The organism is Caballeronia sordidicola (genome assembly GCF_000729995.1).
GTDB classification, from domain to species: domain Bacteria; phylum Pseudomonadota; class Gammaproteobacteria; order Burkholderiales; family Burkholderiaceae; genus Caballeronia; species Caballeronia sordidicola_A.
In genome coordinates, this window is the sequence record NZ_JNFG01000007.1 from 124,126 (window position 1) to 140,489 (window position 16,364).

Genomic DNA, 16,364 nt, shown 5'->3' on the forward strand with positions numbered 1-16,364 from the left:
TGCTCAGGCCGAGGCAACCGGGGCAGGCACCTGCACATAAGCCTGCGGATGAATCGCGTTCGGATGATCGACACGCAAATCCGCACCGCGGCCGAGCTCAACGACCTGACCGTAGTCGAGCTTGATATAACGATCGGCGAGATGGTAATAACGGTCGTCGTGCGTGATGACGACGATGGTCTTGCCCTTGGCCTGGAGCTCGGGCAGCAACTGCCTGTAGAACACTTCCTTGAAGGTCGGGTCCTGGTCGGCGGCCCATTCGTCGAAGACGTAGAAAGGCCTGTCTTCCAGATACGTGACCAGCAAAGCCAAGCGCTTACGCTGACCTTGCGACAGGTCGGTCGTGGAAAACACGCCGTCCTTGATCGTGACCTTGTGATCGAGTTGCAGGTGTTCAAGCAGCAGTTTCGCATGAGCGTCCAGGCCTTCCACCTTCATGCCGAACAGCGTGTCGAAGAGGTAAAAGTCATTGAAGACCACCGAGAAATGCTGGCGATAAATATCGCGGCGCGCTTCATCGACAGGTCTGCCGTTGAGCAGGATCTGCCCGCCTTCGGGCGCATAGAGGCCGACGAGCATTTTCGCGAGCGTCGTCTTGCCGCTGCCGTTGCCGCCGATCAGGTAGATCAGTTCGCCCGGCTTGAACGTCAGGTCGATCGGGCCCAGGGTGAAGACTTCGTTTTCCTTTTCGCGGAAGTATCGATGGGTGACCTTGTCGAGCACGATGCTGTCGAAGGCCTTGGCTGGTGCTTCGTGCAAGGTATCTTCGAGCGGCAGTTCGGCGTTGACCTGTTCAATCCGCTCCAGTGCAACCTTCGCCGAACTGACGTTCGGGATGGCGGACAGCAGGCCTTCGATCGGCATGATCATGTACAGAAAGATCATGGCGTAGCCCGACATCACGTGGGTGCTTACCGGAAACTTGCGCGCGAGCACGAACAGCGTAATGCCGATGAACGCGAACAGAATGAAGCTGCCCCAGCTCGCGGCCGCTGAGTACAGGATGTAGCCACGCGTGCGCTGGACACGTACCGCTTCCACGTTGGTTTCCAGCGTGTCCGTCACGAACGCACTCTTGCGCTCGCGATGCAGTTTGAGCTCCTTGGCGCCATCGAAGAGCGCGCGGAAATGCTTGACGAGTTCGTCCTCCTTGCGCCGTGACCCTCGTAGATGAAACAGCGCCTTCGTGTTGGCAATATGAAAACCCATCGAGCCGATGAAGATAGTCAATACAGCGAAGAGCAGGATCTGCCATGACAGATAACCGAGATATGCGAGGCAACCGGCAATCACGGCGCCGTGCATCGCGAGCGCGGGCAGGCTCAGGAACAGGATGACGATCGTATCCAGGTCTTGTGTCAGCACGGTGAGCGCCTTGGACGCGCCCTGCTTTTCCAGATGCTGATACGAAGCGTCGGCAATGCGGCGGATGGTGCGCATGCGCAGCGTTGCCTTGGCGCGCTGGCCGAGCTGCATGAATAAGGTTTGCGACAGCGTTCGTGTGCCGAGCACAACCACGCCCACGATCAGGAATTGCCAGCCGAGTTCGATGAGCTTCGTATTCGACGCCCCAAGTGCCTGGTTGATCAATGCGATGAGCGCCGCGTTGCCGAACCCGCTGACGAGGCTCGCCACCACCGCGACAGCCAGCACCCAGCGTGAGTTGCGGACAAGATACAAGAACAGCGACATGAAACTCCTTGTGGGCAACGAGTGAAAACCGAACGCAATTCCGCGTGTAAAAGGACGGTCCGGCCGCGTCACAGAATAGTTAATTTGATAAGTGAAGTCAATTAAATGCGAATCATTTGCATTACGAGACTTCGCCGATAGAGCGGCCGCGCAAGTGCTTGGAGAGCGGCGCGGATGCTCGTAAAGGCCTCAAGTACTGGACGCATCACGCGGGCTGCGCTTGAACATCGTGACAATCAGGTACACGCCGCCCAGCAGCGTCGCCATCACGCCCGCCGGCATCTCCTGCGGGAACAGGACCCATCGGCCGAGCCAGTCGGATGCGACCATTAGCGCTGCGCCCAGCGCCGCTGAAACGAACAGCAGCGGCACAGCCCGCCGGATACCGAGCATGCGTGTCATGTGCGGCGCCATGAGGCCGATAAATGACAGGGGGCCGATCACTAATGTTGCAGCCGCCGTCAGCAGCGCACTCAACATCAGCAGCGCAAAACGGGCGACGGTTATGTTGACTCCCAAGCCCCGCGACACGGCTGCGCCCAACGGCAGGATCTCCAGCCAGCGCCGGCAGAACGGCACCACGCAAAGCGCTGCCAACGCGACCACGGCAACCACGCCTGCAGCCCCCGCGCTGACGTTATAAGTTGATCCCGCGAGCAGGTTGTAGAGGACGATCACTCGCGGATCGTCGCTCGCAACAGCAATGGTCGACACTGCCTGGAACACGGCGCTGATCGTCACGCCGGCGAGTATCAGCGTGTCGGGTGCATAGGACGATTTGCGCGCAAAGAGCAACAGCGCGCCCAATGTAATCACCGATCCGCATGCGCACCAGATCAGGAACGTCGGTAGCCCCGGACTGACCGTCAGGAACAACGCCCCGGTGAGCCCCATCGCGCCGCCGGCCGTGATGCCAAGCAGGTCGGGACTCGCCATCGGATTGCCCGTCATGCGCTGGACGATGCCACCCGCGAGCGCGAGCAGGACACCTACGCCCATCGCCGCGATCACGTGGGGCATCCGCAGGAATAGCAACGCGGATACCTCCTCCGGGCGGCTGACGTGCCAGCCTGCAAGACCATGCCCCACGCCAAGCGACAAGCCGATGACCACCAGCAAAACCAGTACGCAGACGCTCGTCGTCAACGCCAGCGCGCGCGATGACAGCGGGTCTGACTGTATCGAGGGGGCATGAGTCAGGTCGGGCCGTCCGCGCAAGCGCCGCAACATGACCAGCAGCAGGGGTGCGCCCAGCAACGTGGTGATTGCGCCCGTCGGAATCGTGGTTCCGAAACGTCCCGCGAGTTCCTGCGCGATCTGGTCTGCGAGCCATAGCAGCGCTGCGCCGAACAAGGGCGACCACAACATCCGGTCACGCAAGCGGCGCGCACCGGCAAGGCGCGCAAGCGTCGGTGCGGCCAGGCCGATGAAACCGATCACACCCACTGCGCTCACCACGAACGCGGTCACGAGCAAGGTCAGGAAGAGCGCCGCGCCGCGCGTCATGCGCAACGAGACACCCAGGCTGCTGGCGACGGTGTCACCCAGATCGAATACGGCCATGGGCCGCATGCACAGCAGCAGCAACGCCACGCACGGAACGAGCCGCACAAGCAGCGCCAGCGCAACGCTCCAGTCGTGCTGTCCAAGCGAACCTCCGCCCCAGATCATCAGGGCGCTCAGCAAGTCGTAGTGCGAAATCGCGAGCGCGAAACTCAACGCGCCGCAGCATAGGTTGACAATCATGCCGCCGAGAATCAGTGCGAGCGGAGAGATGCCGCGTCGCGCGGCCAGCGCAAAAACAATCGCCAATGCTACTGCGCCACCGGCCAGCGCAACCCCATCGCGACCCGATACCAGCAAGCCGGGGGCATAAACAGTCGCAATCGAGAGCCCCAGATAGGAGCCGGAGAAGATGCCGAGGGTCATCGGTTCGGCGAGCGGATTACGCAGCACTTGCTGGGTCGCCACGCCGGCAAGTCCGAGCGCCGCGCCGCACAGCCACGCGACCGCGATGCGTGGCAGGTCGCCATAGTGGACAAGCAGCTGGCGCAGATCCGTCGGCGATGGAGCCGTCAACGCTTGCCACCACAACGACGCCGGCAAGCGCTCCTCCAGCCTATGCAGCGACAACAGCGCGGCCAGCACGATCAAAAGACAAATCGGCAGGAACGGCCAGCGTCGTGAGGGAACCACGGGGACGGTCGTGACGCTTTTCATGCGCGCTCCTTCGCTGCGCCGACTTGCTCGAAGGCATCGACCAGCACGCGGGAGAAGAACATCGCGGAAAGAACGCAGCCGTCGGGCGGAACGCGCGGCAGGCCCATCATGCGGCCCTCGTTCATGAACGGCATGGCGTGCCACAAGGGGCTGGTTTTCATCATGTTCGCGACGGAAGACGCAAGCGGCTTCATGTAGAGCAGCGTCGCGTCGGGCACGCTACCCAGCACGTCGAAACCGGTTGTGGAAAAGGCTCCCGACTGGGTCGCGTTTCGCAGCCCGAGCGTCGTCATCAGTTCGCCATAGAAGCTGTTCGGACCGAACACACGGACGTGCGCTTCATCGATAAAATTCACCATGTAAAGCGGGCTGCTACTTACATCTGGTAGCGCGGCTAGCGCCGTGCGCGCGTGATCGAGTGCCGTATCCGCTTGCGCGAGAAGTGCTTCGGCGCGCGCTTCGCAGCCCAGCAAACGCGCGAGCTGAAGCGTTTCTGCACGTGCCGCGGAATAAGGCGTGTCGCTCGACCTGTAGCGCCCGAGCGTGACCGTAGGCGCGACGCGTTCGAGCGCCGCCCGCAGCGTCGCGTGAGCTGGCGAAATGACAATCAGGTCGGGCTTCAACGCGAACAGTAATTCCATGTTCGGCTGGAACATCAGGCCGAGATCCACCACCGATGCAGGCACATCGCACGCCGTGAAATTCCTGCGGAAGTCTCGGGTATTCGCGATCCCGACCGGCACCACGCCGATCGACAACACCATCTCCGTCAGTCCCCAGTCGAGCACGACTACACGGCGCGGCGGCGCTACGGAAGCGTCACCCGCCACAGCAACATGGGAGAGTACGGTGACGGCAAGTGCGCCGGCGCCCAGCAGCGCGGAAAGCATGGCGCGTCGGTTCATTGCATGAGTTCGGAGAGAATGGATTGCATGTCGTCGGTCAAGCGGTCTTGTTCTGCCACGCCCTTCCGCGCGGTAGACACGACAGCGGCGAACGTCTCGAGCGTCGGCGCGGCGAATAGCGCAGCGAGTTCGACTTCGACCGATAACTGCCGCGAGATTCGCCGCTGGACCTGGAGGCTGAAAATGGAGTCGCCGCCGAGTTCGAAGAAGTTATCGCTGCGGCTTATGCGCTCAATCGGTTCTATTCCAAGGACGTCGGACCAGATCTGCGCGATGACCGCTTCTACTTCGCCCTGCGGTGGTTCGTAGTTCCTCGTGGCGGACAGCTCCGGGGCCGGCAAAGCATGCCGGTCTACCTTGCCGTTCGGCGTCAGCGGCAACGCGTCGAGCACGAGTATCGCCCCGGGCACCATGTAGTCGGGCAGGACGTCATGCAATGCCGTTTTCAACGTTGATCCATCGATCACCGTGCCCGTCTGCGCGCTCACGTATGCAACAAGACGAGTGGCGTCGTGAAGGGTTGCTACCGCGTCCCGTACGTCCGGCAGAGCAAGCAGCGCCGTCTCAATCTCGCCCAGTTCAATACGGAAGCCACGCAGCTTCACCTGATGATCGATGCGTCCGAGGAACTCCAGTTGGCCCGCGTTGTTCCAGCGTACCAAGTCACCGGTTCGATACAAACGGCCGCCCTCGCTCAAGTCGAACGGGTCAGGTATGAAACGTTCTGCCGTCAGCGCTGCTCGGTTCAGATAACCCCGCGCCAGTCCCGCGCCGCCCAGGTACAGTTCGCCAGCCATGCCTCGCGGCACGAGATTCAACGCCGCGTCCAGCACATACGTCGTACGCTCGCCCACGGGGATGCCGATCGGTGCATACGCGCTATCGAATTCGGACGCTCCATCAGCGCCCCACACGGTCGACGTAATCACCGTTTCCGACGGTCCATACGCGTTAAAAATCCACGAGGGCTTCAAGTGCTTCCTGACCATTTCGAAGCCGCTGCGCGACCAGCCTTCCCCACCTACAATGCACGTCCTGACCGATACCGCACCCGGCCCGATCTCCTGAGCGAAGGCATTGACATAGGCAGGCGGCAAATCCAGTATCGATATCTTGTGCGCCTCCATCTCGGCCGCAAGCCGCTGAGCCGGCCAGACGGTGTCGTCGCGTAATACGATCGCCCCGCCGCTGATCAACGGGGCCAGCCACTGCTCGGCGGCGGCGTCGAAGCTGATCGAAGCGAAATGCAGTTGCCGGTCTTCCGGGGTGATGCCATAGCGGGTTGCAATGGCCTGGCAATGCATCGACAGCGCGTCGTGTGCCACCGCCACGCCCTTGGGCTTGCCGGTAGAGCCCGATGTATAGATCACATACGCCAGGTTGCCGCCAGCGAGCTTGACGGACGGATTGCTAGCCGGTTCCGCCGATACATCGAGCGTATCCAGATCCAGCCGCTTCAGCCCAACTTCTGCCGGCAGCCGTCCGTGAAGATGCGACTGGGTAATCAGCAACGTGATGCCGCTATCCGCCGCCATGTGAGCGAGACGTTCGACGGGGTACGCCGGGTCTAGCGGTACATATGCACCACCCGCTTTCAGGACGGCCAGCAGGCCCACGATCATCTCAGCCGAACGCGCCACGGCAAACCCGACCCGCACTTCCGGTCCCACCCCTTCCCGCATCAAACGATGCGCAAGGCGGTTTGCCCGTGCGTTCAGTTCGCCATAACTCAAGCTGTCGTGACCGGCCACGAGCGCGAGCGCATCCTGTTGCTGCTGTTCGCGTGCCTCGATCAGCATGTGCACCGGTAGCACGTTTTCTGCGGATGCAGCCAATGCGTCGGCATGGCCCAACGTCAGCAGCGCTTGCCGTTGCGCGCCGTCAAGCAAGTCGAAGTCAGCGAGCAACCGGTCCGCTGCACCGCCAAACGCGCTCAGCAAGCCGCCCGTTTGCTGCGCAATGCCTGCTACGTCCCCGTCGGAAAACGCCTCGTGCGCGAACCGGCAGTCCAGCTTCAAGGTGTCGCCCAGCATCACGCCCAAGGTCAGCGGGTAGCTGGTTTCATCGCAAGCACGGACGTTGTCGATCGTCAGGCCACCGGGCGACGCTTCTTTCAGCGCGGTATCGACGGGATAGTTCTCGAAGACCACGACAGTATCGAACAGGCCTTGCGCGCTTGCACCCGCCCAGCGCTGGATCTCAACCAGCGGCGTGTGTGCATGTTCCTGCGCGGTCATGCCTTGCTGCTGCAATTCGCGCAGCCAGTCGCCCAGCCGCTTGCCGGCATGCGGCTGGGCGATCACCGGCAGCGTGTTGATGAAGAGCCCGAGCAACTTCGACGCGCCGGCCAGACCGGCAGGCCGGCCTGCAAGTGTTGCGCCGAAGATCACTGTCGACTGGTTCGTGTAACGGTGCAGCAGCAGCGCCCACGCGGCCTGAACGAGTGTGTTAACCGTGACCCGTTCCTGACGGGCAAATGCAACGAGGCGCGCGGTCGATTCCGGGTTCAGTTCAAAGGTATGTTGACCGTAACCGCTAGCCGTCCCGGTACCCGTTTTTTCATGGCGGCTCGCGACTGCTGTAGCCAGCCGCGTTGGGTCTTCGATTCGCTTTACCTGCTCGCGCCAGTGCTCGGCGCTCGCCTCATCATCGTGCTTCTGCAACCAGCCGATATAGTCGCGATACCGCCCGCCGTGCGCGGGCAGGCTCTGGCCGCTGTAGTGCCGCAGCACTTCACCGAGCAACTGCGCGACGCTCCAACCGTCCATCAGCACATGATGGTGCGTCCACATGAAGTGATAGCGATGCGTATCGACACGCACCAGCGCCAGCCTTTGCAAAGGCGCACGCGTGACGTCGAAACCTTGCTTGAGATCGGCCGCAGCCAGATCGTCCAGCGCAGCGGCAAGGTCGTGGCGGCCGCGCAAATCATGATGCGTCAATGGCAGTTCCACCGACCGCGCCACCCATTGCAGCCAACCCTCTCCCTGGGGTACAAAGCCTGTGCGCAGGATGTCGTGTCGCGCCGTCACCGCAGCCCACGCCGCACTGAAACGCGCAACATCCAGTCCATCGATATCCGCCCGCAGCTGATTCAGGTACACGCTGCTGCCGGGTGCATACAAGGTGTGGAACAACATCCCGGACTGCATGGGTGACAGCGGATAAATATCCACGACGTTCTTCAATGTCAGTGGTAACCGGTCGAGCTCGTGCTGTGTCAGTGAAATTAATTCGAAATCCGAAGGGGTGACACCGGTTGCACCACTCGTGCAGTGCTCGATCACACGTTCCAGTTCTACGCGAATCGTAGCGATCAGCGCTTCAACCGTGCTCGCCCGATAACGCTCGTCGCTATAACCCACGCTCAACGTGAGCGTGCCGTCCAGCACCTTGCCGCTGACAGACAGGTCATGCGGCAACGGCGCCCTTTCATCTTGCGATCGGCCCGCGGATTCAGACGCAGGTTGCCAGGTAGACGTTGCATCAAAGCTCTGGTCGAACTGGCCGAGATAGTTGAACACGACCCGCGAAGGTTCGATGCCACCCAGCGCGTGCCGGTCCGCGTCGTCGCCGAGGTACTTGAGCACGCCAAATCCGAGACCCCGGTCCGGTACCCGGCGCAGTGATTCCTTGACTCGCCTCAGCGCCGCACCCACATCGCCCTGCGGCTCGAGGGAAACGGGATACAGGCTCGTGAACCAGCCGACCGTGCGGCTCAGGTCGAGGTCGTCGAAGAGATCCTCTCGACCGTGTCCCTCAAGGTCGATGCGGATTCGCTCCTTTCCGGTCCAGTTGCAAAGCGCGCGACCCAGCGCGGTCAACAGCAGGTCGTTGACATGCGTGCGATACGCTGCCGGCGCTTCCTGCAGCAGACTTTGCGTCAAGGTACGGTCGAGCCGGAACGTTGCGTGCTGCTGACAAGCCACGATGTTCGCGCCGTCCGGGAAGTCACAGGGCAGGCCGGCCGGCGTGCGTGTAATTCCCAGCCAATAGTCGACTTGCGCACGCAGCGCAGGGCTCCTCGCGTGGCGTGCCAGGCGTGTCGCCCATTCATTGCATGAAGTTGTCTTCGGCGGCAATGTGACTGCTTCGTTGGCCTGCAATTGCGCATACGCGGTTCGCAGATCTGCCAGCAGAATGCGCCATGACACGCCATCGACAACCAGATGGTGGATCACGAGCAAGAGCCGCCAGCTGCCGTCGGCAAAATTAATTGCCAGCGCTCTCAGCAGCGGTCCCTGACCGAGATCAAGGCTGCGTTGAGCTTGATTACAAAGCGCCGTGATGTCAGCGGACGTAGCCGCCTCGCGTACCCATAGCAAGTCTGTCGACGGTCGCTCACTACCCAGGGACCATCCACCGGCAGCGTCTTGCGTCAGGCGCATGCGCAGCGCGCCGTGGTGCTGCACCAACGCATGCAATGCGCGCTCGAGCAGCGCCGTGTCCAACGGTTCGCTGCTGGTCAGCAGCACTGCCTGATTCCAGTGATGCCGCTGCTCCATCGGCAGGTCGAGGAACCATGCCTGCATCGGCAAAAGCGCCTTGGTGGTGTCTCGCTTGACCGCGTCAGTGACGACCGCGGTTGCCGTAACAGGCTCAGCTACCGCAGCAAGCTGGACCACGGTCTGACGCTCGAACAACTGCCGCGGAGTGACCTTCCACCCGGCCAGCCGTACGCGCTCCACAATCAGCAGGCTCAGAATTGAATCGCCGCCCAGTTCGAAGAAGTTATCGTCGCGGCCAACGCGTTCGACGCGCAACACCTCCTGCCAGATACGCGCCAGCATCGGTTCGACATCGCCTTGCGGCGCTTCCCATGCCCGTTCCTGCTGATCAGGCGAAGGCAGCGCCCGGCGATCGACCTTGCCATTCGGCGACAGCGGCAGGCGCTCGAGTTCGACCCAGGCGGACGGCACCATGTATTCGGGCAGGACGTTGTGAAGGCTCGCAGCCAGCACGTCACGCTGCAACGCATGACCCGCACGCGCCGTCACGTACGCTACCAGCCGTTTACCTCCCGGCCCATCCTGCGCAATGACTACCGCTTCATCGACGCCCGGCAAGGTCTGCAATACCGCTTCGATCTCACCCGGCTCAATGCGAAAGCCGCGGATCTTGACCTGATGATCGAGCCGTCCGAGATAGTCGAGTGCTCCATCCTCGCGCCAGCGCGCAAGGTCGCCCGTGCGATAAAGCCGCCCACCATCCGTGAACGGATCAGGCACAAAACGCTCGGCCGTCAGCGCCGGTCGATTGAGGTAACCACGCGCGAGTCCCGCACCGCCCAGATAGAGTTCGCCCGCGACACCCACAGGCAAACGATTCATCGACTGGTCGAGCACATGCGTGCTGACGTTCGCAATCGGCCGACCGATTGGCACCACCGGATCGCCTGCGTGGCAAGTCCAGTGCGTGACGTCGATGGCTGCTTCGGTCGGGCCGTACAGGTTATGCAATTGGATATGCGACAGACGTTGCAGCGCACGATCCTGCAATGTCGCCGGCAACGCTTCGCCACTGCAGATGATCTGGCGCAGGCTTCCGCAAACGGCGCTGTCAGCATCGAGTGAAGCGATGAAGGCTTGCAACATCGGCGGCACGAAATGCAGCGTGGTCACGTTGAAGCGGTCGATCAATTCAACCAGCTTCGCGGGGTCTCGATGGTCGCCCGGCCCCGCCACCGCCAGACGCGCGCCGAACATGAATGGCCAGAAGAACTCCCAGACCGACACATCGAAGCTGAACGGGGTCTTCTGCAGAACGGTATCGGTAGCGTCGAGATGGTATGCGGTCTGCATCCAGGCCAGCCGGTTGAACAATGCGCCGTGGCGGTTCGCCGCGCCCTTCGGACGTCCTGTGGAACCCGACGTATAAATCACGTAGGCCAGGTTTTCCAGGTGGATCTTAACGTCCGGACGAAGCTGCGATTCACCCGATGTATCCAGTTCGTCGAGTTCGAGCACCGTGCATGCATCGCCCGGAGGCAGATGCTGGTTCAGGCGTTCACGCACAGCGTGCTGCGTAAGCAACAGACTTATGCCGCTATCGCCAATCATGTAGGCGAGCCGCTCGGGCGGATAGTCCGGATCGAGCGGAACATAAGCGCCGCCCGCTTTCAATATGGCCAGCAAGCCGACCACCATTTCCACTGACCGCGCAAGGCCGATACCGACCTTCACTTCCGGTCTCACGCCAAGCTTCACCAGTCGATGCGCAAGTTGGTTGGCACGCTGATCGAGTTCGCGGTAAGTCAGCACCTCGTCGCCGAACAAGAGCGCTAGCGCATCCGGCGTCTTTATCGCGTGGCGTTCGAATAAACGGTGAACGGGCTCTGCCTCGCCAAACTCCGCAGCTTGCGTGCTCCAAGCTGAGAGAGCGGCTAGTTCCTCTTCATCGATAAACGCAATCTCCGCCACCGGCCGATCAGGGTCCTGGCAGAGGCCGGTCAGCATCGCTTCATAGTGGCGTCCAAGCCGCGCGATGGTGTCAGCGCGATATAACGCGCCGTCATAGCGTGCGGTACACGTGACGGCATCGGTGCTCACGCGGATATCCATGCTCAGGTCGAACTTGGCCACATGACTTTCAGCGTCGACGATATCGACGTCAAGGCCAGCAAGTTGCAATTTTCCCGAAGCAGCAGCGCCTTGCACGTTGAAGAGCGTCTGGAAGAGCGGGTGACGATCGGCTTCCCGCCTCCCGCCTATCGCATCGACGAGCGCGGCCAGCGTGACGCTGCCGTGATCGAGCGCAGCGCGGGTATCGTTGCGTACCGCTTGCAGCAGCGCGTGTCCCGTCATGGCCGGTTGAACGCGCGCACGATACACCTGCGTATCGACGAAAAGACCAATCAGGTCTTCGCTTTCCTCGCGGATTCGTCCGCTGGTCGGCACGCCGATGCAGAAATCATCGCTGCCTGCATGGCGCGACAACAATAATTGCCACGCCGCCATCAACACGGCAAACAGCGTGCAGCGCTCGGCCCTGCAGCGCGAGCGCAGCGCGTTAAATGATGAGTCAGTCAGCGTGAAGGTATGGGTGCGCGCCAGACGTTCCAGAGTCGGCGCGCGGGTGAAGTCGACAGGCAGTTCGAAACCTGCATGGGGCGATCCGATGTAATCGGTCCACCACGCCACGTCGGCGCGGGACTTGTCGCTTGCCAGCATGTCGCGTTGCCATGCGGCGAAATCCGCGTACTGCCATGTGAGGTCTGGTAGTTCAGGAGCCGTTTTATCATGCACGATCCGGCCGTATGCGTGGGCGAGTTCACGCGTGAAGATCCCAGTAGACGTTCCATCCGAGACGAGATGATGAGCCACCACCGACAACACGTTCCACTGCGCCGACATCACGAAAACCCGCACGCGGACCGCACCTTCAGCGGTCAGGTCGAACGGCTGCCGCACCTCATGAGCAAGCGCTTCTGCCAGCGCTTCGTCGCGTGCATCGGCATGAAGCGAAGAAAGATCGGTTAATGGCAATGGCACATCGACCGGTGCATCGACGATCTGAACAGGCTTGCCGTCTCGTTCCGCAAAACGCGTACGCAATATAGCCTGCCGTGCACGCACAACATTCAGCGCCTGTTCAAGCGCGCTGATGTCGGCCTGTCCGCGCAAGTGAAAAACCCGCGCCAGATGGTAGGCAGTAGACAGCGGCGCAAGCCGCTGCATGAACCAGAGCCCTTCCTGCGCAGGGGACAGCGGCAGTGGTCCGGCTGGCTCGCCGGGCGTCGATAAGGACGTTAATAAAGCTCTTGCTGCAATAGACCGCATCGGCGCCCTGCCTCCTGTTGAATTACCACTGATACTTCAATCCCGCGAGTACGAGTCGACCTTGGCCCCAGTAGCAAGAACCGTTGCTGCACGACGCCATGTAAGTGCGATTGAGCAGGTTGCTTGCATTGAGCGAGCCAGTCCAGCCGTGCATGGATGGGAACGCGCGGCCTAGGTCGTAACGCAACGCGAGGTCCACCAGCGTGGCCGACGAGAGCAGGAGCGAGTTCGCCGTATCGCCGTATGAACCGCCGATATAACGCACGCCCGCGCCCGCTTGCACACCGTTGAGCGGCCCGCTGGTCACCGTGTAGTCCGCCCACAGCGACGCGGTATTACGCGGAATGCCGACTGGCACCTTGTCAAGGTTCGACGTATTGCTCTTCGTATTGAGCAGGTTCGTGTACGTGTAGCTGAAGATCAGCGCGAGGTTATTGGTCAGGCTCGCGTGGGCTTCGACCTCAAAACCCTGGGACCGCACTTCACCGGTCTGCACCTGGAAGTTGACGTTGTTCGGGTCCGTGGTCAGCACGTTTTGCTGCGTCAGGTGGAATGCCGATACCGTGACGAAACTGTTGTAGTTCTTCGGCTGATACTTCACGCCGATCTCATACTGTTGAGCCGTCGTCGGTGAGAACGCCGCCCCTGAAGCAGTCGCGCCGACCTGCGGCTGGAACGACGTCGTGTAGCTGACGTAAGGCGCAAAGCCGTTGTCGAACTTGTACACACCGCCCGCACGCCACGTGAACGCGCGGTTGAACTGCTTAGACTGCGCACCCGTCACGTACGACTGGCTATTTTCGTTCGTCCAGTCTTCACGCACGCCCAGCAGGAACGACCACCGGTCGATATCGATCTGATCCTGAGCATACGTGCCAAGCTGCTTGACCGCCTGTTTGTTCGACGTGCCGAACATGAAGTCCGGATACGGCACAGCTTGGCCGTATTGCGGATTCGTGACGCTGAGCGACGGCACATTGTCGAACGCTCCGTAGAACGCGTGATCGAACTGGGTGTACTGATAGTCGACACCCACGGTCGCCGTATGCGACACCGGTCCCGTGTTGAAACGCGCGGTCGCCTGGTTGTCGAGCGTGTGCGAGTTCAGCCGGCCCGTGTTCAGGTACACGTCACGCGCGAGCTCCGTGCCGTTGTTGGTGTAGCCCGCGTCGTCGGCAACATACTGGATCGTCTGGCTGTTATGCAGGAAGCGATAGCTTTGCTTGAACGACCACATGTCGTTCAGACGATGATCCAGCTGGTAACCAATCGACTCCTGCGTCTTGCGGAAGCTGTCAAAGTCCGGCTCGCCCGGATAGAAACTGCGCGGCAGTTGAGCCACGCCGGTCTGGATCGTGCCCACCGCCGGCACGCTGTTATAGATACCCGCCTCGGGGTCCGCCTGATAGTTCGCAAAGACCGTGAAGGTGGTGTCTTTCGTCGGCTTCCACGTGATGGTCGGCGAAATTGCGAAACGCTGCTGGTTCACGTAGTCGGTCTGCGTCGCGGTATTAAAACCGTCCGCCGTCAAACGGTAAAGCACCTTGCCGTCCTGATCGATAGGACCACTGAAGTCGAAGAAACCCTGCAAGCGCCCATAGCTGCCGGTCTGGAATCCGACTTCATGCAGCGGCTCAGCCGTCGGCATCTTGCTCACGAGATTCACCGTGCCACCCGGCGAACCCTGCCCATACAACACCGACGCCGGTCCGTGCAGCAACTCGATACGCTCGAACATGTACGGATCGAAGCTCGTCACGTTGAAGCCGAAACCGCCGGCCGGACCGGGGGTGCGCAAACCGTTCCAGAACTCATCGACGAGAAAACCGCGCGCGTACAGGTACTCGAGCGAATCCGTGTTGGTGCCGCGCTGCTCCGGGTTGATGCCCGACGTATAGCGCAGCGCCTGCGCGACGCTCTGCGCGTCCTGGATGTCCATCTGGTCGCGCGTCACCACCGAGATCGCCTGCGGCGTCTTGATGATCGGCGTATCGGTCTTCGTACCCGCCGTGCTCTGTTTCGCCACGTAACCTTTCACCGGTCCCGTGCCCGTTTCCGCATCGCGCTGCCCCTTCACCACCACAGCCGGCAACTGTTGACCCGGGCTGGCGGATGCCGCCGGCTGGCCGGATCCGTCCGTAGGCACGACTGCGTCGCTTTGAGCAAACGCGGAGGACGCCAGGAGCACGCCCGCTGCGATCGGCGCGAGCCACCAGGGATTGTTTGTGCGCCCGCGCGCCCCGAGGCGGCCCGCGCCGCGTCGTTCTGATTGTTGTCGTGCCATGGTCTCTTGCGGTTGGTGTGGTTGGGTTTTGTGAACGATAATGCGAATGCGAATGATTACTAATACGAGATTATATCGATGAGATATTTTTTGTGTGAAATTTCCCTGACTATCGTGCGGGTCTGTCGCTGGTCGGTTGCGCGGGTTCTTCGATAAGGTCAGTCAGGCTTGTCGAGGAAGCGCGCCAGGCTGGCGACGGTTGGGTGATCGAAGACATCGCCGGGAGAAAGTTCACGGCTCAGCGTGCGGCGGATGCGTGCGACCAGCTTGATGACCAGCAGCGAGTCGCCGCCCAGTTCGAAGAAGTCGTCATCGTCGCCGACCGCGTTGGGATCGACCTCGAGCAAGGTTGCGAAGAGCGTACGCAGGGCTGCGTCGAGAGCCGGTTCCTGTAGTTCGGGAGTCTGTTGATCCATGATATGTAGTCTGCTTTCTTTATGAGGAATGGGGGAATAAGCGCGTACGTCAGACGCCGCCGGAACGTGCGAATTGCGAGCGTTCGACCAGCTCGCTCATCGCCACGACAACCTTGCGAGGCCCTTGATAGGGATCGCGAGCGTGGGCGACGAGCATGTTGTCGAGCATCAGCACGTCACCCGCGCGCCACTCGAAACGCACCGCGCAGCGCTCGTACGCTTCGCCGATCAACGCGATGTCCTCGTCGCTGATCGCGCTGCCGTCGCCGAAATACGCGTGCCGTGGCATGCGCTCGAGCCCGGCCACATCGAGCAGGTCCATGCGGACATCCGGCGCGAGGCAGGCGATGTGATGCAACTGCACCTGGTTGAAGAACGAGCGCTCACCGGTCAGCGGATGCACGATCACCGCCGGGCACACGGTGCGGGTCTGGAGCTCGTCGTTCGGCAGCCATTCGTACTGGACACCCGCCGCCTCGCAGCGTGCTTCCACCACGCGCCGGTCGTCGGTATCGAAGAAGGTGCGCCACGGCACATCAAGACCGCGCGTGAAGGTGCGTACATACATCAGCTGCTTGCGCTCGAACGTATCGACCAGTTGCGCCGGCAACTGCCGCAGCATCTCGCGGCAATCGACAATAGGCGTCGCGCCGCCCGACACGGACGCCAGTTCGCAGAAGAAGAATTGCCGACGCGGCCAGCGCGACAGGTGCGAACTTTCGTTGTGGTAGAGGATCATCTGCTGCTCGGGGTATGGCGTGGAGCGGTAGGTATTGCGGCCGCCCTCCTTCTTTGGCAGGTCGCCGTATTCGCCATACAGAGCAGGTGAGATGGCTTCGGCGAAGGCTTCGAAGTCGGCAGGCCTGGGCAGGCCAAAATCGCGGAACAGGATGGCGCCGTGGCGGAGGAGCCACATCTCGAGTTGGTCGCGATGCGCGCCTATCCAGCCGGGTAAATCGATGATCGGGCCGGTCGGTGTCAGGACAATGGGCAAGCGCGTGCCGGAGCCGAAAAAAGAAGTCTCGACGCAAGCGTCGGTGATCAGGGTCGCGTTCATAAATGAGTGGCT

At 61.6% G+C, this 16,364-nt stretch carries 7 protein-coding genes; all 7 read right to left on the reverse strand.

Annotated features, from left to right (window positions below):
- Positions 1 to 3: 3 nt before the first annotated feature.
- On the reverse strand, positions 4 to 1,692 hold the full coding sequence (locus FH08_RS0107650; RefSeq protein ID WP_081889386.1) for a cyclic peptide export ABC transporter: 1,689 nt from the start codon (positions 1,690 to 1,692) through the stop codon (positions 4 to 6).
- A 189-nt stretch (positions 1,693 to 1,881) separates the two neighbouring features.
- Entirely contained in the window at positions 1,882 to 3,912 is a 2,031-nt protein-coding gene (fhuB, locus tag FH08_RS0107655; RefSeq protein ID WP_035565556.1) for a Fe(3+)-hydroxamate ABC transporter permease FhuB, read from the reverse strand.
- A complete protein-coding gene (locus FH08_RS0107660) occupies positions 3,909 to 4,817 on the reverse strand; it encodes an ABC transporter substrate-binding protein (RefSeq protein ID WP_035565558.1) in 909 nt (302 codons plus the stop codon). The genes fhuB and FH08_RS0107660 overlap by 4 nt, the downstream gene beginning before the upstream one ends.
- Positions 4,814 to 12,595, reverse strand: a complete 7,782-nt coding sequence (locus tag FH08_RS0107665; RefSeq protein ID WP_075583301.1) for a non-ribosomal peptide synthetase — start codon at positions 12,593 to 12,595, stop codon at positions 4,814 to 4,816. Before FH08_RS0107665 ends, FH08_RS0107660 begins: the two co-directional genes overlap by 4 nt.
- Positions 12,596 to 12,617: 22 nt before the next feature.
- Positions 12,618 to 14,879, reverse strand: coding sequence for a TonB-dependent siderophore receptor (locus FH08_RS0107670; RefSeq protein WP_051887894.1), 2,262 nt, complete (start codon positions 14,877 to 14,879; stop codon positions 12,618 to 12,620).
- Positions 14,880 to 15,037: 158 nt separating this feature from the next.
- Positions 15,038 to 15,295: a phosphopantetheine-binding protein gene (locus FH08_RS0107675; RefSeq protein ID WP_031357768.1), complete on the reverse strand. Its 258-nt coding sequence runs from the start codon at positions 15,293 to 15,295 to the stop codon at positions 15,038 to 15,040.
- Positions 15,296 to 15,344: 49 nt separating this feature from the next.
- Positions 15,345 to 16,352, reverse strand: coding sequence for a TauD/TfdA family dioxygenase (locus tag FH08_RS0107680; protein ID WP_051887896.1), 1,008 nt, complete (start codon positions 16,350 to 16,352; stop codon positions 15,345 to 15,347).
- Positions 16,353 to 16,364: the final 12 nt, after the last annotated feature.